This is a genomic window from Kitasatospora sp. NPDC056783 (genome assembly GCF_042789895.1).
Lineage (GTDB): Bacteria > Actinomycetota > Actinomycetes > Streptomycetales > Streptomycetaceae > Kitasatospora.
In genome coordinates this window covers 1-18654 of record NZ_JBHUAF010000030.1, presented here as the reverse complement: position 1 = coordinate 18654, position 18654 = coordinate 1, and the positions used below count along the sequence as shown (strand labels likewise).

Genomic DNA, 18654 nt, shown 5'->3' with positions numbered 1-18654 from the left:
GGTCGAGTCCTGGGCCCGGTCCATCCGTGCTCCGAGGCCTGAAACTCCGGTCTCCCCCGCGCCCGGCATCCCCGCCCCTGGAACGTTCTCGTGGCGGCCGTGCGGCCGTGCGGCCGTGCGGTGGTGCGGCCGTGCGGTGGTGCGATGGTGCCACCAGCGTGGCTTCGCCGGGTGGGGTGAAGTGTCGGCCCTGGGCGGTGTCGCAGCCGGTCAGCCGCGGGCGTCCGGCCAGGGAAGCGCTGGCGATGCCTCGGCGGCGAGGGCCAACCCCTTGCCCGCCTTCCCGCCTCCTGGTCCGCACCCGCCTCGCCCCCGCCTCCCGGCGGCTACCGGCTAGCGGCCGTCGAGGGCGGGGCGCCCGTTGCGGAGTATGGCGGCCACCAGCGCGGCTTCGCCGGGGCGGGCGAAGTACCAGCCCTGGGCGGTGTCGCAGCCGGTCAGCCGTAGGCGTTCGGCCTGGGCGGCGTTCTCGATGCCCTCGGCGGTGACGGTCAGGCCGAGGGTGTGGGCGAGTTGCACCATGGCGCCGACGATCTGTTCGTCCGCGTCGCTGCGACGGGAGCCGAGCTCGGGGCGGCCGGGGCGGTCCGCCGGGGAGGGCTCGCGGAAGCCCTCGATGAAGGTGCCGTCGAGCTTGAGCACGTGGACGGGGAGCCGGGAGAGGTAGGCGAGGTTGGAGTAGCCGGTGCCGAAGTCGTCGATCGCGATCCGCACGCCCATGTCCGCGAGTGCCTGGAGCGCTTGGAGGGGGCGGCCTCCGGGGCCGAGCAGGGCGCTCTCGGTGATCTCCAGCTGGAGGAGCCGGGCCGGCAGGCCGGTGCGTTCGAGGGCCCGGGCGACGTCGGCGACGATGTCGGAGTCCCAGATCTGGCGGGCGGCCAGGTTGACGCTCACGAAGGTCTCGGTCTCGGGGAACTCGCTGAGCCACTGCCGGGCCTGGCGGCAGGACTCCTCCAGCACCCAGGTGCCGAGCTGCACGATCGCGCCGGTCTCCTCGGCGAGCGGGATGAACCGGTCCGGGGAGAGCGTCCCGTAGCGGGGGTGGCGCCAGCGGACCAGTGCTTCCGCGCCGTGCACGGCGCCGTCGGCCAGGCCGACCAGCGGCTGGTACTCGATGGTGAACTCGCCGCGCTCCAGGGCCGGGCGCAGCGCGGTGGCGAGCAGCTGCCGGGTGAGCTGGTGGGCGCCGCGGTCCGGGTCGTGGAGGGTCCAGCGGGCGCGGCCGTCGGCCTTGGACCAGTAGAGGGTGGCGTCGGCGTCCTTGACCAGGTCGGTCGGGGTGGTCTCGTGGACGGACCGCTCGACGACGCCCACGCTGGCGGTGATCACCAGCCGGTGCCCGGCGATGTCGAAGGGGCGTTCCAGCGCCTCCAGGATGCGGCCGGCCAGCTCGGTCAGCTGCTCGCTGCCCAGGCTGTCGGTGACCAGGACGGCGAACTCGTCGCCGCCCATCCGGGCCACCAGATGGGTGTCGTGCCCGTCGAACCCGCACCGCAGCCGGGTGGCGACGGCGATCAGCAGCTGGTCGCCGATGTGGTGGCCGAGTGCCTCGTTGATCGTCGCGAAGCCGTCGAGGTCCAGGTAGCAGACCCCCACCCGGCGTTCGTCCGGCGATCCGGCCGACGGCCCGACCGGTGGCTCGCCCGGGGCCGGTTCGCCGGTCGGCGCGAGGCAGGCGGCGTCGAGCCGGTCGAAGAAGTAGGCCCGGTTGGGCAGCCGGGTCAGCGGGTCGTGCAGGGCCTGGTACTCCAGCCGGTCGCCCAGCCGGCGCTGCTCGGTGATGTCCTCCACCAGTGCGAGGGTGTAGAGGGGATACCCGTCGCCGTCCCGGATCAGCGAGACGGTGACCTTGCTCCAGACGGTGTGGCCCTCGCGGTGCCTGAGCTGCTTCTCCACGCGGAACCGTTCCCGCTCGCCGTTCACGAGTTCGGTGAAGAGCCGGTCCGGCATGCCGTCCGGGTCGATGATCTCGTAGAGGCGGGTGCGGACCAGTTCTCCGGCGCCCCGTCCGATCAGGGTGGCGAAGGCGGGGTTGACCTCGATGATCCGGTCCTCGGGATCGATCAGGGCCATGCCGATGACGGCGTAGCGGAAGGCGGCCCGGAACCGGGACTCGCTGGCTCGCAGCGAGGCCAGCGACCGGTCGCTGTCGCCGTGCTCCCGGTCCCCGTCCTCCCGGTCGCCGAGGTCAGCGAGGTCGCCGAGGACTCCGAGGCCGTCGGATCCGGTGAGGCCGTCGGATCCGGTGAGGCCGTCGGATCGGGTGAGGCCGTCGGCGATGTCGGAGCCGTCGGGACGTCCCCGGTAGGTGCCGCCGGTGAGCGAGGCCGAGCAGGCGGGGCAGAACAGCGACCCGGGCTCGGTCAGGGTCCCGCAGGCGCTGAGGGCGGGGCCGTCGGAGGGGCCGCCGGCAGGAGCGGCGGAAGGCTTGTCGGAAGGTCCGGCGGCCGGCTCCAGGACCGGTGCGGCGAGGTGGCGGTGGCGTGGCGACGCCTCGTGCCGCACGCCCGGGTGGTGTGCGTCGGCCCCCTCGTTCTGGCCCGGCACGGCTTGCTCCCGTCCGCTGCTGACGCTTGACGATGGTCCGGCCGGCCGGTCGGGACCCGGTGGCCGGCTCCGCACTCTGCCGCGGTCCTCGGAGTCGGTCCGCCGCGGGGCCGCCCGCCGTTGGGGCGCCGGAGCGCGGGACCCGCCTGAGGGACAGGGCGCTGCGGCCGATCATAGGCGGCGGCGGCAACGCGCGGTGACCGCCGCCAGGGTGATTCGCCCGCTTTGTGATCATGAGTGGCGATACGTGCGGACGCCCCCGGTGCACATCACATGATGTGCGCCAGGGGCGCGTGCGCCGAAGCCACGCCCCTGGGCGCCGGTCGCGCGCCGGAAGCCTGGCGGAGCGGGCCGGGGAGCCGAGGGGCGGGCATCGGATGGAGCGGCGGAGAAAGGGGAGAAGTGCCGGCTCAGGCGAGCTTGGCGGTGAGGGTGATGGTGGTGCCGGTCAGGGCCTGGCTGACCGGGCAGTTGGCCTTGGCGTCCTCGGCGGCCTTGACGAAACCGGCCTCGTCCAGGCCCGGTACGTCACCGGTGACGGTCAGGTGGATGCCGGTGATGCCCTCGCCCGGCTGGAAGGTGACGTCGGCCCGGGTCTCCAGCTTGGTGGGCGGGGTGCCGGCGCCGGTCAGGCCGTGCGAGAGGGCCATCGAGAAGCACGCGGAGTGGGCGCCGGCGATGAGTTCCTCCGGGCTGGTCTTGCCGTTGGCCTGCTCGGCTCGGGACGGCCAGGAGACGGGGTACTCGCCGATCCCGGAGGATGCGAAGGTCACCAGCCCCTTTCCGTCGAGGAGACCACCCTCCCAGGCGGTGCTTGCGGTGCGGGTCGTTGCCACGATCGTTCCTCCAGTGCTGAGGGAGTGTTCGAGCGGTCACTTCCGGTCATGCGGGGCCCAGCCTACGGGCAGACCCGGCCCCGGCCCGGTGCGTCACACCACCAACACCACTCCACCGCGACCTCACCGACCGCGCCACCGCTCGACCGTGCCGCCGCACGAGGGCGCCGAGTCCGACCCGGCCCGATGTCCGGATACTGGGCCCTTCCCTCCTACCGTGCGAGGTCGGAGCGGGTGCCCTGTTAGATTTGCCCGGGCCCGAGCCCGGCCGTCGTACGGTCGAGCGCCCACCCAGACACCGGGAGCCGCCCCGATGACGGACCAGCCCACGACCCCCGAGAACGGCCTGACCGAGGAGATCGACGACGCGGTACGGGCCGAGCTGACCAGCCTGCGCCAGAGCATCGACAACATCGACGCCGCGGTAGTGCACATGCTGGCCGAGCGCTTCAAGGCGACCCAGCGGGTGGGCCGGCTCAAGGCCGAGCACAAGCTGCCGCCGGCCGACCCGGCGCGCGAGCGGGACCAGATCAAGCGGCTGCGGGAGCTGGCGGCGGGGGCGAAGCTGGACCCGGTCTTCGCGGAGAAGTTCCTGAACTTCATCATCGCCGAGGTGATCCGCCACCACGAGGCGATCGCCCGCGCCTGACGCTCGCACCCGATGCCCGCACCCGATGCCCGCACCCGATGCCCGCACCCGATGCCCGCACCGGATGCCCGCATCGGACGCCCGCACTGAGGTCCGTACCCGAGCCCCCGCACCTGAGAGCTCACACCCGAGGCCCACTCCGCAGAGCCGGGCGACGGCTCGGAAGCGGCCGGACGCGTTCCGGCAGCGGCTCCGGACGGGCGCCGAAGTGGCCCGGGCACGGTCCGGGAGTGCCTGCCCGCGTCGGCGGCGGCTAAATGCCCGATTTCGTCACGCTCCACAGGTGGCGTAGCGTGCGAGTTTCCCCAGCCGGAGAGGTGGAGCAGCGACGATGGCGGTGAACCTGCCCGAAACGCCCAGCGGAGCCCCCAGGGCTTCCGCCGACCAGCACGCCGCCCCGGGCGCCGCGGACGGCCCCGAGGTGTCCGGCGGCCGCGCCGAAGCCCGCCGTCGGGCGCGCGGTTCGCGCGGCCGCAAGGCCGGGCGCTCCGCTCGGCGTCCCCGGCCGTGGTGGATCGAGCTGCCGGTCATGGCGGCGGTCGGCCTGGTGGTCGCGCTGCTGATCAAGACCTGTCTGTTCCAGGTGTTCACCATCCCGTCCGGCTCGATGGAGAACACCCTGCGGATCGGCGACCGGGTCGGGGTGAACAAGCTGGCGCCGCTGACCGGCTGGGAGCCGGAGCCGGGGCAGCCGGTGGTGTTCAAGGACCCGGGGGGTTGGCTGCCGCCGCAGCCCACCGACCCGAACCCGTTCACCAACGCGGTGAGCTCGGCGCTCAGCTTCGTCGGCCTGGTGCCGCCCAAGGACGACAACTACCTGGTCAAGCGGGTCATCGCGACCGGTGGCCAGACGGTGCGGTGCGAGGGCAGCACGCTGACCGTCGACGGGCGGAAGGTCGACGAGCCGTACCTGCACCCCGGGGACGACTCCTGCGCCGGGCTGGACTTCGGGCCGGTGAAGGTGCCCTCGGGCTACGTCTGGGTCGAGGGCGACCACCGCAGCGACTCGGCGGACTCCCGCTACCACCAGCACGGCCCGGGTGGCGGCGCGGTGCCGGTGGACAACGTGGTCGGCCCGGTGTCGGCCGTCGTGTGGCCGCTCAACCACTTCGACTGGTTCGGCTGGGCCGGCCGCTGACCCCACGGCCCCCAGGCCGCTGATCCCCGGGCCGTCGGTGCCTCAACCCCCGGTCTCGCCGGCGTCGGCACGTCCCGCGTTCGCCCCGGCCCCGGCCCCGGCCCCGGTCCCAGCCCCGGCCCCGGCCTCCGCCGGAGCCTCCGTTTCCGCCCCGGCCCCCGCCTCCGCGGGCTTGCCGGTCTGCGCCGCGAAGGCGCCGGCCAGTACCAGCAGACCGCCCGCGATCTGCGGCAGCCCGAGGTGCTCGCCGAGCAGCACCCAGGCCGTCACGGTGGCGACCACCGCCTCCAGGTTGGCGACCACCCCGGCGACCGGCGGTGAGAGGTAGCCGACCGAGATCACGCCGGTCAGGTAGGCGAGCACGGTGGCGATCAGGACCATCCAGGCGGCCGGGAGGAGTGCGGGCAGGGTGTGCCCGTTCATCACCACCGACCCGCCGAGCTTGCCCCAGTCGGCCTGCCACGGCCGGGTGACGACGGTGAGCAGTGCGGCGCCGATCAGCAGTCCGAACGCGCTGACGGCCAGCGGGTCGACCGGGCGGTCGCCGCGCCGGCCGGCGTCGGCGAGCACGAAGTAGCCGACCTGGCAGCAGGCCGCGCCGAGGGCGAACACCACGCCCAGCGCGTCGAAGCCCAGACCGTTCCAGATCTCGACCACGCAGGCCAGCCCGGTCACCGCGACGCCCGCGCCGATGGCCGCGCCGCGGGTGATCGGCTTGCGCTGGACGAACTTGACGTAGCCGATCAGCAGCGGTGGCCCGAGGTACTCGATGAGCAGCGCGACGCCGACCGGTATCCGGGAGATCGCGGCGAAGTAGCAGGCCTGGACACCGGCCACGGCGAGCAGGCCGAAGCCGATCAGCAGGCCGGGGCGGCGCCGCAGGGCGTCGCGGTGCCGGTAGGCGACCGGGAGGAGGGCCACCGCCGCCCCGGTGACCCGGAGCCACACCACGTGCAGCGGGGAGAGGCCGGCCTCGATCAGCGGCTTGGCCGCGGTGCCGGAGCCGCCGAAGGCGAAGGCGGAGACCAGCGCGAGGCCGAGGCCGAGGGTTCTGCCCGGAGGGAGGGTGGGCGAGGTCGTTGATCTGTGCACGGCCGCATTGTGGCAGTCATGCAGATGATCGGGTAAGGCGCCATTCCGTCATTCGGTCCTGCCGGCGACTGTGCGAAGTGGCGCACTCACCCGATCCGGAAGCAGAGCCGATCCCGGAAGCGGACCCGCCCCCGAAGGCCCCGATCCCAGAGGGCCCCGATCCCAGAGGGCCCCGATCCCCGGGGGTTCCTCGGGAATCGGGGCCCTGATCCCGGACGGCCGAGCCCTACCCCCGGCTCCCCGCCGAGGCACCCGTCCCCGCGAGCGTGTCCGAGCCGCCGGTGGGCTGGCCGGTCGGCTGCGAGGTCGGGTCCTTGGTCGGCTGAGGGGTCGACGTCGGCCGCGAGGTGGGCCGGGTCGGCCGGGTGGGCTGGGGGCTCGGCTGGGTGGTCTCCGGAACCGTCGGCGCGGTGGTCGCGCCGCCGTCGGTGCCGCCCGACGGGGTGTTCGAGCCGTCGCTCGGCGCCGTGGTCGGGCCGGTGCTCGGAGCGCTGGTGGGGGCGCTCGTCGACGGGGTGCCGCTCGGCGTGCTCGGGGCGGTCGGCAGGTCGGCGGGGCCCGAGGAGCTGCCGCCGGCCGGGGTCGCGAAGTCGCTCACCGGCTGGCCCTTGAGCGCGGCCTTCATGTAGCTGGTCCAGATCTGGGCCGGGAACTGGCCGCCGGCCGCGCCGTCGATGCCGCCGACGCCGCTCAGGCTGACCTGGGCGCCGGTGGCCGGGTCCTGGCCGAACAGGGCGACCGAGGTGACCAGCTCGGGGGTGTAGCCCACGAACCAGACCGACTTCTGGTCGTCGGTGGTACCGGTCTTGCCCGCGGCCGGACGGCCCAGTGCCTTCGCCCGCCAGCCGGTGCCGCCCGGGTCGCTCACCACGCCCTGGAGCATCGAGGTGACCTGGTCGGCGGTGTCCGCGCTGATCGCCTGGGTGGTCTTGTGCGCGGGCAGCGCGACGTTCTCGCCCTCGCGGTCCACCGACTGCACCAGCCACGGGGTGATCTGCTTGCCGCCGTTGTCCAGCGTGGCGTACACGCCCGCCATGTCCAGCACGCTCGGGGTGGCCGCGCCCAGCGGGATGGACGGGACCGGGTCCAGGCCCGGGGTGCTGCCGGGCAGGCCCAGCGCGACGCCGGTGTCCTTGACCTTCTGGAGCCCGGTGTCCTGCGCGAGCTGCGCGAACGCCGAGTTGACCGACCAGTCGGTGGCCTGCTGGAGGGTGATCTGGCCGTAGCTCTTGTCGCCCTCGTTCGGCGGCGCGTACGGGGTGCCCTTGCCGCCGCGGACCTTCCGGCCGCTGGTGCCGTCGTAGACCGTGTTCGGTGTGACGGTGCGACCGTCCTGGGTCTTGGCGTTGTTCTCGAAGGCGGCGGCCAGGGCGATCGCCTTGAAGGTCGAGCCGGCCTGGTAGTCGCGCCGGGTGGCGTTGTCGACGTAGTGCTTCACGTAGTCGGTGCCGCCGTACAGGGCGACGACCGCGCCGGTCTTCGGGTCGACGGAGGCGGCGCCGGCCTGGGCGACCGCGTCCCGCTTGCGCTTGTCCGGGTTCAGGTTGTCGTGCAGCTGGGCCTGGACGGAGTCCTGGAGCGCCTGCTGGCGGGCCGGGTCGATGCTCAGCTTGATCGTGTAGCCGCCCTTGGCCAGCTCGGTCTCGTTGATCACGCCGCTGGAGGTGAGGTACTGGGTGGCCGCGTCGACCAGGTAGCCGGCCTGGCCGGACAGGCCCGGGTTGGGCTGCGGGTCCCGGACGTCCGGGAAGGTGGTCTTGGCACGCTCCTCGGCGGAGAGCCAGCCCTCCTTGACCATGCCGTCGAGCACGTAGTTCCAGCGGTTGACGGCGTTCTGCTTGCCCGCCGCGGTGGCGGTGGCCACGTCGTAGGCGCTCGGGGCGTTCAGCAGGGTGGCCAGGTAGGCGCCCTGGGCGGGGTCGAGGGCGGACGCGTCGACGCCGAAGTACGCCTGGGCGGCGGCCTGGATGCCGTAGGCGCCGCGGCCGTAGTAGGAGGTGTTCAGGTAGCCGGAGAGGATCTCGTCCTTGCTCTCGGTGGCGTCCACCTTGATGGCGATGAACAGTTCCTTCACCTTGCGGGTGATCGACTGCTTCTGGTTCAGGTACGTGTTCTTCACGTACTGCTGGGTGATGGTGGAGCCGCCCTGGGTGCCCTGCCCCTTGGCGGTGTTGATCGCGGCCCGGGCCAGGCCCTGGACGTTGACCGCGCCCTCGTTGTAGAAGTTGCGGTCCTCGGCGGCCAGCGAGGCGTGCTGGGCCGCGGGGGAGACCTTGTCGAGGGTGACGTTCTGCCGGTTGGTCTGGCCGGTGCGGGTGATGATCGAGCCGTCCGAGTAGAGCCAGGTGTTGCTCTGGGCGGTCGCGGCGGCGTGCGCGTCCGGCACCTTCACCAGGGCGATCCCCAGCGCGAACAGCCCGATGCCGAGCAGCAGCGCCGAGCCGAACCCGAGCAGGGTCATCCGCCAGGTGGGTATCAGCCGGCGCCAGCCGGTGCGCTTCGGGCGGCGCGGCTTCTTGCCGCCGGACCCGCCGGACCCGCCGGACCCGCCGGCCGGCCCGGTGGAGCGCTTGAGCCGCTTGACCGGCCGGAGACTGATCGACGGCGTGCGACGGCCGCTCTGAGCGTTTCTGGACAAGGCGCGGCCTTTCCTGCGGGCGCATCCAAGCGGCCTGCACGGACGGGGACATCGGCGGTTGGGGACCTTTGTCCCGATTCCGGTTTTACTGCCCTGGACGAGCAGAACGGGCCGGATGACTCCGGCGGATCGCCGATCGAGACCGACATCACACGCAAAACGGACGCCGGAGGGCAAAAAATCGGGGAGCCCCTCGCTGTTGCGAGAGGCTCCCCAACTGTCTGTGCGCCGCCAGGGACTCGAACCCCGGACCCGCTGATTAAGAGTCAGCTGCTCTAACCAACTGAGCTAGCGGCGCCTGCTGACCTGGAAAACAATACACGGTTCCGAGGGGTGCCTCGAACCGCCCCGGACCGGCACCGTCCGATCCGTCCCTTTCCTTCCGGTTGGGTAGGAGTTCGCCGCTGGTTAGGGTGGAACGGTGCCCAGCCCCCAGCCAGGACACCTCCGACGGCCAGGACGCCCCCGAACCGGACCCGGCAGGCCGGGACGCCGTACCGCGCGGACGGCGGTGGCGGCCCTGCTGCTGGGCGCCGAACTGCTCGCCACCGGCTGGAGCCTCGCCTCGATCGCCGCCTTCCAGGCCGGTCACGGCACCTGGGCGCTCGGGGCCGGGCAGCGGCTCCAGGTGCTGCTGGTGGCGCTCTGGCTCGGCCTGCTGGCCCTGGGCGTCGCCCGCTCCGCCGATCCGGACACGCCGGACGGGGAAGCGGGGGAAGCCGAGCGGACCGGGCGGGCCGGGCGGCCCGGGACGCTCCCCGAAGGGAGGCCCGTATGACCGCGCCCGGAGCGGTGTCCGGCCCGTCGGCGCGCTTCCTGCGGATCGACGGCGTCCCGCTGCACGTCCGCGCCGAGGGCAGCGGCCCGGTCTGCCTGCTCTCCGGCGGCCTCGGCAGCAGCTGGTTCGACTGGGACCTGGTCGTCCCCTTCCTCACTCCCTACCGCACCGTGGTCCGCTTCGACCGGCCCGGCTACGGGCTGAGCGCCGCCGAGCCCGCCACCGGCCGGCCCGCGCCGACGGCGGCCGGTGAGGCCGGTCGAATACGGGCGGTGCTGGACGGCCTCGGGCTGCGCGAACCCTGCACGGTGGTCGGCCACTCGCTGGCGGGCTTCCACGTCGAGGCCTTCGCCCGGCTGCACCCCGAGCGGACCGCCGGGCTGGTGCTGGTGGACGGCAGCGTGGAACCGCGCGCCCGGCCGTACCCGGCGCCCGCCGCCCGCGACCTGGCGGCCCGGGCGGCGGCCGGCCTCGCCACCGCCCTCGCCGTGCCCTACCTGCTCGGCCCGACCGTCCGACGGACCACGGCCCGGCTGTCCACCGTCTGCCGCGAGGACCTCGCCCCGGCGCCGCTGGTCCGGCACTGCTACCGCACCGGCCGGGCCCTGCGCGCCCTGCTGCGGGAGAACGGCCGCTACCTCGACACGGCCGCCGAGCTGGACGAGCTGCGGCGCACCCGGCCGCTGGCCGAGGACCTGCCGGTCACCGTGCTGGCCGCCGACGACGGCTGCCGGACCAGCCGCACCGAGGAGTGGCTGGCCCGGCAGCGGGAGCTGGCGTCGTTGCTCGGAGCCGACTTCCGCACCACCGCGCCGGCCGGGCACCTGGTGATGTTCGACCGTCCGGACGCGGTGGCCTCGGCCGTGCTCGACACCCGCTGAGCCGCCGCCGGGCCGGTCCGCGGCGACCCGTCACCCGCTCGCGGCCGACCCGCGCGCCGCCACGGCCCGTTTCACGGCGTGGGCGATCGGCAGGCTCCGGGCCAGCCGCCGCACGGCGTGCCGGGTCGGCGCGCCCCGGTAGAGCCGGTTCTCCAGCCGGGCGGCCCCGATCAGTCCGGCCAGCTGCCGGTCCCGTTCCTCCGCGGGGGTGGCCGGGCCGTCGGTGCCGGTCCGGGCCAGCGTCGCCGCCACCCGTCCGGCGATCAGTGCCCCGGCGTCCGGCCGTACGGCGGTCCAGCGGCGGTAGGGAAGCCCGAGGAAGCGGTGGGTCCGGACGGTGAGCGCCCCCTGCTCGGTCAGCCGGTCCAGGTAGTGCCGGTGGGCCCGGTGGTGCGGCACCTTGCCGAGCGCGTGGTCGACGGTGGCCCGGTGCCGCTTCTTGCCCAAGCGCTCCAGCTCGGCGAGTACCCCGGCGGCGAGCTCGTCGTGGTCGCCGAGCGGCTGGAAGGCGGTGATCCGGCGGCCGTCGAGGGTGATCGCGCCCCGGAGCCGGAGTTCGGCGAGGACCGCGCCGGCGATCGCGGTGGGCAGCGGGATGGCGGGGACGCGCAGGCGGCCGCGGACCGGCTCGGCGCAGAGCAGCAGCAGTTCCTCGGGGAGCGGGCGGGTGTCGGGAGAGGTCACGTGGAGCAGTCTTCCCCGCCGGAAAACGCCTCAGGCCGTCCACCGGAGTGGACGGCCTGAGACCTTGCCATGTGCGCCGCCAGGGACTCGAACCCCGGACCCGCTGATTAAGAGTCAGCTGCTCTAACCAACTGAGCTAGCGGCGCTTGCTGACGTCGGAGACTTTACACGGCCTCGACCGGTTCCGCCGAATCGTGTTCGAGCGATGACCTCACGTGACCGCCGCAGGGTGGTGGCAGGCCGCTTGGTGGTCCGTCCCCGGGGCGTCGTCGGTGAGGGCGGGCCGTTCCCGCTCGCAGCGGATCCGGTCCGCCGGGTCCGGGAGGGCGGTGTAGCGCGGGCAGCGGGTGCGGAAGACGCAGCCGGTGCGGCGCTCGGTGGGCGCCGGTGGGTCGCCGGCCAGCAGGACGCGGTCACGGGCGCGCTCGGCGGCGGGGTCGGGGAGCGGGACGGCGGAGAGCAGGGCGCGGGTGTACGGGTGGCGGGGGCGGTCGAAGACGGCGGAGACCTCGCCCTGTTCGACCGTGCGGCCGAGGTACATCACGCTGACCCGGTCGGCGAGGTGCCGGATCACCGAGAGGTCGTGCGAGACGAACAGGTAGGACAGGCCCAGTTCGGCCTTGAGCGACTGGAGCAGGTTGAGCACCCCGGCCTGGATGGAGACGTCCAGCGCGGAGACCGGTTCGTCCAGGACCAGCAGCCTGGGCCGGACGGCGAGCGCCCGGGCGATCGAGACGCGCTGGCGCTGGCCGCCGGAGAACTGGTGCGGGTAGCGGGCGGCGTGCTCCGGGTCGAGGCCGACCTGGCGGAGCAGCTCGGGCACCCGGCGGGCGGTCTCCTCGCGCGGGGCGCGCTGGGCGAGCAGCGGCTCGGCGACGATGTCGCCGATCGGCATCCGGGGGTCGAGGCTGGCCATCGGGTCCTGGAAGACGATCTGCACCTGGGCGCGGAGCCGCTGGGCCTCGGCCCGGGTGAGTGCGGCGGTGTCGCGGCCGAGCAGCTCGATCCGGCCGGTCTCGGGGGTGCCGAGGTTCAGCAGTTCGAACAGCGTGGTGGACTTGCCGGAGCCGGACTCCCCGACCAGGCCGAGGGTCTCGCCCTCCCTCAGGTCCAGGTCGACGCCGTCCACCGCGTACACCTCGCCGACCTTGCGCTTGAACACCGTGCCCTGGAGGAGAGGGAACGTTTTTCCCAGGCCGCGCACCGACAGCACCGGTGTCCGGGCGGAGCGGTCGCCGGGGCCGGCGGCCACATCGGGCAGGGTGGGGACGGGGTAGACCTCGGCGGGCGCGGGCCGTCGCTCGGCGAGTTCCGCGGACCGCACGCACGCCGCCAGATGGACGCCGGCCCCGGGTTCCGTCAGGGCCCCCGCCCCGTCCGGACCCGTCCCGTCCAACTCGGGCTCGGCCACCGTGCAGCGCTCCTCCACCAGCGGGCAGCGCGCCGCGAAGGGGCAGCCGGGCGGCAGTTCGGCCATCGGGGCGGGGCTGCCGGGGATCGGTACGAGCGGACCGCCGCGCCCGTCCAGCCGGGGCAGCGCGCCGATCAGCCCGAGCGAGTAGGGGTGGCGCGGGGCCGCGAACAGTTCGTCCACCCCGGCCGTCTCGACCACCCGTCCGGCGTACATCACCGCGACCCGGTCGGCGGTGCCGGCGATCACCCCGAGGTCGTGGCTGACCAGGACGAGCGCCGCGCCGGTCTCCCGCTGGGCGGTGCGCAGCACGTCCAGGACCTGGGCCTGGATGGTGACGTCGAGCGCGGTGGTGGGCTCGTCGGCGAGCAGGATGTCGGGCTGGTTGGCGACGGCCATGGCGATCATGGCGCGTTGGCGCATGCCGCCGGAGAACTCGTGCGGGAAGCTGTCCAGGGCCCGGTCGGGCGCCGGGATGCCGACCAGGTCGAGGAGTTCGGCGGCCCGGCGGCGGGCGGCGGCCTTGTCCATCCGCTGGTGGACGCGGACCGCCTCGGCGATCTGGTCGCCGATCCGGTAGACCGGGGTGAAGGCGGAGAGCGGGTCCTGGAAGACCATGGCGATCCGGCGCCCGCGGACCGAGGCCAGCTCCCGGCCCGGCAGTCCGACCAGTTCCCGCCCGTCCAGGCGCACCGAGCCGCTGACGCGCGCGGTGCGGGGCAGCAGCCCGAGCACGGACAGCGCGGTGACGGACTTCCCGGAGCCGGACTCGCCGACGATGCCGAGGGTCTCGCCGCGCCGCAGGGTGAGGTCCACCCCGCGGACGGCGGGGACCGGGCCGTCGGGCCCGGCGAAGTCCACCCGGAGGCCGCGGACGGCGAGCAGCGGGGTTTCGACGGTGGTGGTCACGGGCGCTTCTTCCGGGCGGCGGAACGGCGGGAACGGCGGGAACGGCGGGGCGTGGCCCCGGAGGTGGGGTCGAGGGCGTCGCGCAGCCCGTCCCCGATCAGGTTGACGGCGAGGACGAACAGCACCAGCAGCGCGGCGGCGAAGTAGAACAGCCAGGGGAACACCGGGGCCTCGCCGGTCCCGGCGGCGAGCAGGGTGCCGAGCGAGACGTCCGGCGGCTTGACCCCGAAGCCGAAGTAGGAGAGCGCGGTCTCGCTCATCACGGCGCCGCCGACCGCGATGGTGGCGTCGATGATGAGGAAGGAGGCGACGTTCGGCAGGATGTGCCGGCTGATGATCCGCAGCGGCCGCACGCCCATGAACCGTGCGGCGCGGACGAATTCGCGCTCGCGCAGCGAGATGGTCATCGAGCGGACCACCCGGGCGGTGATCATCCAGTTGAAGAGCGCGAGCAGCAGGACGAAGGCGATCCAGCCGGCGCTCTTCAGCCGGGCCGAGACGATGGTGATGATCAGGAAGGAGGGGAAGACCAGGAGCAGGTCGACCAGGAACATCAGCGCCCGGTCGGCCCAGCCGCCGAAGTAGCCGGCGCAGGCGCCGACCACGGAGGCCAGCAGGGTGGAGAACAGGGCCACCAGCAGGCCGATGACCAGCGACTTCTGCAGGCCGCGGACGGTCTGGGCGAAGACGTCCTGGCCGACCCCGTTGGTGCCGAACAGGTGCTCGGCGGACGGGGGGCGGTGCAGTGCGGAGAAGTCGGGGGTGGTGTAGTCCCAGCGCGTCAGGTACGGCCCGCCGAAGGCGAGCGCGAACAGCAGCAGCACCAGGACGGCCCCGATCACGGCGCCGCGGGCGGCGAGCAGCCGGGCGAGGACGAGCCGGCCGCGGCCGGTCGCCCGGGGCGGCCGCGCGGGGGCGTCGGGCCCGGGGGCCGCGGAGTCGGGGGCGGTGGATCCGGTGGTGACGGTGGTCATCTCGGCTCTTCCGTCGGTCAGGACCGCACGCGCGGGTCGAGGGCGGCGTGCAGGGTGTCGGCGAGGAAGCCGGAGGCGAGGACCACGGCGGCGGTGAACAGGTTGATCGCCACCACCGAGTTGACGTCCTGTTCGTTGATCGACTGGATCAGCCACTCGCCCGTGCCGTGCCAGCCGAAGATCGTCTCGGTGAAGATCGCGCCGGTGAAGATGCCCAGGAAGCTGTAGGCGAACATCGTCGACATCGGGATCACGGCGGTCCGCAGCCCGTGCTTCAGCAGCGCCCGGCGGCGGGTGAGGCCCTTGGCCTCGGCGGTGCGCAGGTAGTCGGAGCCGAGCACGTCGAGCATGGTGCCGCGCTGGTAGCGGCTGTAGGTGGCGAGGCCGCCGAGGGCCAGCGAGATGGTCGGCAGCAGCAGGTGCAGTGCCCAGTCGGCGAGGTGGGTGCCGAGGCCGCCGGTGAGTCCGGGGGTCTCGTAGCCGGTGAACGGGACGACCTCGTGGCCGGCCGCGTCCTTGGCGGCGATCGCGCCGTTCTTGAGGAACAGCGCGACCAGGAAGACCGGGGTGGAGAGCAGCACGAAGGACAGCACGGTGAGCAGCCGGTCGGAGATCCGGTACTGGCGCACCGCGCTCCACGCCCCGGCGGCGACGCCGAGCGCCATGCCCAGCAGGCTGCCGATCAGCAGCAGCCGCAGCGAGACCCATACCCGGCGGCCGAAGTCCTCGGTGACCGGGGTGTCGTGGATGGTCCGGCCGAGGTCGCCGTGGAGCAGCCCGCCGGCCCAGTGGCCGAAGCGTTCGACCACCGGGGTGCGGTCGTTCAGGTTGAGCGCGGTGAGCTGGCGCTCCACCGAAACGGCGGACGGCCGGGGGACCTTGGCCTCGAAGTAGGTGCGCGGCTGGAGGGCGGTCGCGGAGATCGCGTACGCCAGGAAGACGGCGGCGACCAGCAGCACCGCGTAGTAGAGCAGCCGTTTCGCCAGGTAGCGGAGCATCAACGGCCGCCCGCGGCGGTGCGGGTGGGGCCGACGCGTCTGGTGGGCATCGAGTGGCCTTCGGTACGGGCCCCGGTCGGGGCGTCAGGTGGCTTGAGTGGCAGGGGAGTTGGCAATCCGCAGGTCAGAGTGAAGCACCGGCGCGCTGAGGGGGTGTTGCGGCGGTGTTGCCGCTCGTGACGTCTGGATCAGGTGTGCGGACCTCCCCCTGGTGGCGGATCTGATCGACTGTTACCTTCTGCTCGCCCGGTGCCGAATTGGCTGCCCACGATCAAGACCCGTCACACCTCGCGCGCCCCGACCGCCGTCATCGATCCCAGGGGGACCCTCATGGACGCTTCCACCACGGCCCGCCGTCTCGGCCGGGCGGCCGCCCTCGCCGCCGCCGTCGTGCTCACGGTCGCCGCGTGCACCTCGGGCGGGGGTGGCTCGGGCGGCGACGTGGCCAGGAGCGAGCCGCCGAGACAGGACTCCCAGGACATCAACTCCAAGCCGCTGGACCAGATCAAGGACGGCGGGGAGGCGCGCTTCCAGCTGGACCAGTGGATCACCCAGTGGAACCCGCTCCAGGTGGACGGCGGCACGTACACCGACACGGTGAACCTCATCCGCGCCCTGGAGCCCACGCTCTTCCGCACCGACGCGTCCGGTGCCTTCCGGCCGGATCCGGACTACCTGGTGGAGGCCGCGGTCACCTCGGTCTCGCCGCAGGTGATCACGTACCGGCTGAACCCCAAGGCCACCTGGTCGGACGGCAAGCCGCTGAGCTACCTGGACTTCAAGGCCGACTGGCAGGCGAGCAACGGCAAGGACCCGGCGTACAATATCTACGACCCGTCCGGCTACGAGCTGATCTCCTCGGTCGAGCAGGGCGCCGACCCGAGCGAGGTCAAGGTCACCTTCTCGGAGCCGTACGCGGACTGGCAGAACCTGTTCCGCCCGCTGGTCCCGGCGGCGGGCATCGCCACCCCGGACGACTTCAACAAGGGCTGGGTGGAGAAGGTCCCGATCACCTCGGGTCCGCTGAAGATCGGAGCGGCGGACAAGACCGCGCAGACCCTCACCTTCGTGCCGGACCCGGCCTGGTGGGGCACCCGGGCCAAGCTCGACCGGATCACCTTCCGGGTGATGGACAAGGCCGCGAGCATCCAGGCGTACCTCAACAACGAGATCGACCTCGCCGCGGCCGGCACCGCCGCCGCGTACGGGCAGCTCAAGAACGCCAAGGACACCGTGATCCGGTCCGCGAGCCCGTGGGACGAGGTGCACATCTCCTTCGGCGGCACCGGGGCGCTGGCGGACCGGAAGGTCCGCCAGGCGCTCGGCAAGGCACTCGACCGCTCGGCACTGATCAAGATCGCCAACAACGGGGTGCCGGTGGAGTTCAAACCGCTCGGCAACCACATCATCATGCCCAACCAGGCCGGCTACCAGGACAACTCCGGGGAGTGGGTGAAGTTCGACCCGCCCGCGGCCAAGAAGCTGCTGGACGAGGCCGGCTGGGCGGAGGCCGGCGGTGGCGGGCCGCGCACCAAGGGCGGCAAGCCGCTGGAGCTGCACTGGGTGCTCAGCGACGGCACCGCGCAGGCCCAGCTCGACCTCGCCACCGCGGCGGCGGCGATGTGGCAGCAGGTCGGGGTCAAGGTCAGCCTGGACAAGGTGGCCGCCAACGACTACTTCGCCAAGTACGTCACCCCGGGCAAGTTCGACATCGCGAGCTGGCGCAACACCGACTCGTTCCCGAACTCCAAGGGCCTGGCCAACTTCCGCCTGCCGGTGGGGGACAACACCTTCAGCAACCCCTCGCGGCTGGGCACCCCGGAGATCGACGCCCTGCTGAAGAAGGCGGCCGGGACGGTCGACCCGGCGGAGGCCGTGAAGCTCTACAACCAGGCGGACGCGAAGATCTGGGAGCTCGGCCACACCGTCGAGCTCTACCAGCGGCCCGCCGTGGTGGCGACCCGCAAGGGGCTGGCCAACTACGGGGCCTTCGGTCTGGCCACGGAGGACTACAGCAAGGTCGGCTGGGAGAAGTAGCCGCCGCCGGGGTCGGACGGGCCGCCCGGCAGGCGCTGGCGAGCAGCGCGGTGATCACGAGGCGGGTGGCGGGGACAGGGGAGGAACGGCTCCGCCGCCCCCGCTGTCCCGCCACCCGCCTTGACCTTCCGCGTTGCCCGCACGCCACCCGTGTCGTGGGGCCCGGCAGGGCCCGCGCTCTTCCAACCGGGGAAGAATCTAGCGGCGCTCCGGCCGTGCGCGAGGCAGCGCGCGGGGCGTGCCCGGAAACCCGCCGCGCTGTCACCCGGTTCGCGCACCGGAGCGTCAACTGCGGCTGACGGCAAGGGAAAAAGGGGACATAAGGGGTCATCGCGCCCGGGGGCGTGCGGGGTTCCCGCTCCGCGCCCGAGCGTGCACAACACCGTGCCGGTGCGCGCACATCCGTCGCGCCGGTGGGTGTGCCGGGCGCGGAGCGCTGCCAGGATGCGCGGGACGGTCCTCCTACCCGACCCCCCGGAGCAGCACCGATGGCCAGTGACCCCGCCGCCGCGGCACCCCGCAGACACCCCGTCGACCCGCCCCCGGTGCGCCGGATGGTCCCGCGCGACCGCCACGAGCCGCACCGGGTGTCCACCCCGCTGGAACTCTTCTTCGACCTCTGCTTCGTGGTCGCGGTCGGCCAGGCCGGGCGAGAACTGGCCCGCTCCCTCGCGGCCGGGCACTACGGAGCCGGAGGGGTCGGCTACACCCTCGCCTTCTTCGCCATCTGGTGGGCGTGGATGAACTTCACCTGGTTCGCCTCCGCGTACGACGTCGACGACGTGCCGTACCGTCTCACCACACTGGTGCAGATCGCCGGAGTGCTGATCCTCGCCGCCGGGGTGCCGCGGCTGTTCGCCACCCAGGACCTGACGCTGTCGATCGCCGGGTACGTGGTGATGCGCCTGGCGATGGTCACCCAGTGGCTGCGCGCCGCCGCCGGCGAGCAGGGCGTGGCGCGCAAGGTCGCGCTGGGCTACGCGGCGGGGATCACGCTCTGCCAGGTCGGCTGGGTGGTGACGCTGCTCCTCCCGCACGGCGTCCGGCCGTACGCCATCCCGATCGGGGTGCTGTGCGAGCTG

General features: G+C 73.3%; 14 protein-coding genes and 2 tRNA genes. 6 read left to right on the top strand and 10 right to left on the bottom strand.

Features of this window, described 5'->3' with window-relative positions; all coding sequences use genetic code 11:
* Positions 1–333: 333 nt before the first annotated feature.
* Complete coding sequence (locus tag ACFRMQ_RS07425) at positions 334–2547, bottom strand: putative bifunctional diguanylate cyclase/phosphodiesterase (RefSeq protein ID WP_380727951.1); 2214 nt, start codon at positions 2545–2547, stop codon at positions 334–336.
* 410 nt (positions 2548–2957) lie between these two features.
* Positions 2958–3383 (bottom strand): OsmC family protein, encoded by a 426-nt coding sequence (locus tag ACFRMQ_RS07420; protein WP_380727949.1) that lies wholly within the window; start codon positions 3381–3383, stop codon positions 2958–2960.
* Positions 3384–3696: 313 nt separating this feature from the next.
* On the opposite strand from ACFRMQ_RS07420, the gene ACFRMQ_RS07415 reads away from it, so the two are divergent.
* Together ACFRMQ_RS07415 and lepB are read left to right on the top strand one after the other, a co-directional pair.
* On the top strand, positions 3697–4032 hold the full coding sequence (locus tag ACFRMQ_RS07415) for a chorismate mutase (RefSeq protein ID WP_380727947.1): 336 nt from the start codon (positions 3697–3699) through the stop codon (positions 4030–4032).
* 331 nt (positions 4033–4363) lie between these two features.
* Positions 4364–5170 (top strand): signal peptidase I, encoded by an 807-nt coding sequence (gene lepB, locus ACFRMQ_RS07410; RefSeq protein WP_380727945.1) that lies wholly within the window; start codon positions 4364–4366, stop codon positions 5168–5170.
* 42 nt (positions 5171–5212) lie between these two features.
* On the opposite strand, the gene ACFRMQ_RS07405 is transcribed toward lepB, so the two are convergent.
* From ACFRMQ_RS07405 to ACFRMQ_RS07395, 3 genes are all read right to left on the bottom strand, one after another.
* Positions 5213–6262, bottom strand: coding sequence for a DMT family transporter (locus tag ACFRMQ_RS07405; protein WP_380727943.1), 1050 nt, complete (start codon positions 6260–6262; stop codon positions 5213–5215).
* Between the two features lie 226 nt (positions 6263–6488).
* On the bottom strand, positions 6489–8900 hold the full coding sequence (locus ACFRMQ_RS07400) for a transglycosylase domain-containing protein (RefSeq protein WP_380727941.1): 2412 nt from the start codon (positions 8898–8900) through the stop codon (positions 6489–6491).
* Between the two features lie 224 nt (positions 8901–9124).
* Positions 9125–9198, bottom strand: a tRNA-Lys gene (locus tag ACFRMQ_RS07395).
* A 213-nt stretch (positions 9199–9411) separates the two neighbouring features.
* Here ACFRMQ_RS07395 and ACFRMQ_RS07390 point away from each other — a divergent pair.
* Entirely contained in the window at positions 9412–9678 is a 267-nt protein-coding gene (locus ACFRMQ_RS07390) for a hypothetical protein (RefSeq protein WP_380727939.1), read from the top strand.
* On the top strand, positions 9675–10559 hold the full coding sequence (locus tag ACFRMQ_RS07385) for an alpha/beta fold hydrolase (protein WP_380727937.1): 885 nt from the start codon (positions 9675–9677) through the stop codon (positions 10557–10559). Before ACFRMQ_RS07390 ends, ACFRMQ_RS07385 begins: the two co-directional genes overlap by 4 nt.
* Before the next feature lie 30 nt (positions 10560–10589).
* Here the strand turns inward: ACFRMQ_RS07385 and ACFRMQ_RS07380 are convergent, their stop codons facing one another.
* From ACFRMQ_RS07380 to ACFRMQ_RS07360, 5 genes are all read right to left on the bottom strand, one after another.
* Complete coding sequence (locus ACFRMQ_RS07380) at positions 10590–11243, bottom strand: GPP34 family phosphoprotein (RefSeq protein WP_380727935.1); 654 nt, start codon at positions 11241–11243, stop codon at positions 10590–10592.
* Positions 11244–11315: 72 nt separating this feature from the next.
* A tRNA-Lys gene (locus tag ACFRMQ_RS07375) sits at positions 11316–11389 on the bottom strand.
* A 65-nt stretch (positions 11390–11454) separates the two neighbouring features.
* The gene (locus ACFRMQ_RS07370; RefSeq protein WP_380727933.1) at positions 11455–13563 is read right to left on the bottom strand and encodes a dipeptide ABC transporter ATP-binding protein; all 2109 of its coding nucleotides are present in this window, start codon (positions 13561–13563) and stop codon (positions 11455–11457) included.
* A complete protein-coding gene (locus tag ACFRMQ_RS07365; protein ID WP_380727931.1) occupies positions 13560–14537 on the bottom strand; it encodes an ABC transporter permease in 978 nt (325 codons plus the stop codon). The genes ACFRMQ_RS07370 and ACFRMQ_RS07365 overlap by 4 nt, the downstream gene beginning before the upstream one ends.
* A 17-nt stretch (positions 14538–14554) precedes the next feature.
* Positions 14555–15535: an ABC transporter permease gene (locus ACFRMQ_RS07360; protein WP_380727929.1), complete on the bottom strand. Its 981-nt coding sequence runs from the start codon at positions 15533–15535 to the stop codon at positions 14555–14557.
* Positions 15536–15865: 330 nt separating this feature from the next.
* Here ACFRMQ_RS07360 and ACFRMQ_RS07355 point away from each other — a divergent pair, with 330 nt between their 5' ends.
* The gene (locus ACFRMQ_RS07355; protein WP_380727927.1) at positions 15866–17572 is read left to right on the top strand and encodes an ABC transporter family substrate-binding protein; all 1707 of its coding nucleotides are present in this window, start codon (positions 15866–15868) and stop codon (positions 17570–17572) included.
* Positions 17573–18060: 488 nt separating this feature from the next.
* A partial coding sequence (locus tag ACFRMQ_RS07350; RefSeq protein ID WP_380727925.1) for a low temperature requirement protein A occupies positions 18061–18654 on the top strand: 594 nt, incomplete at its 3' end.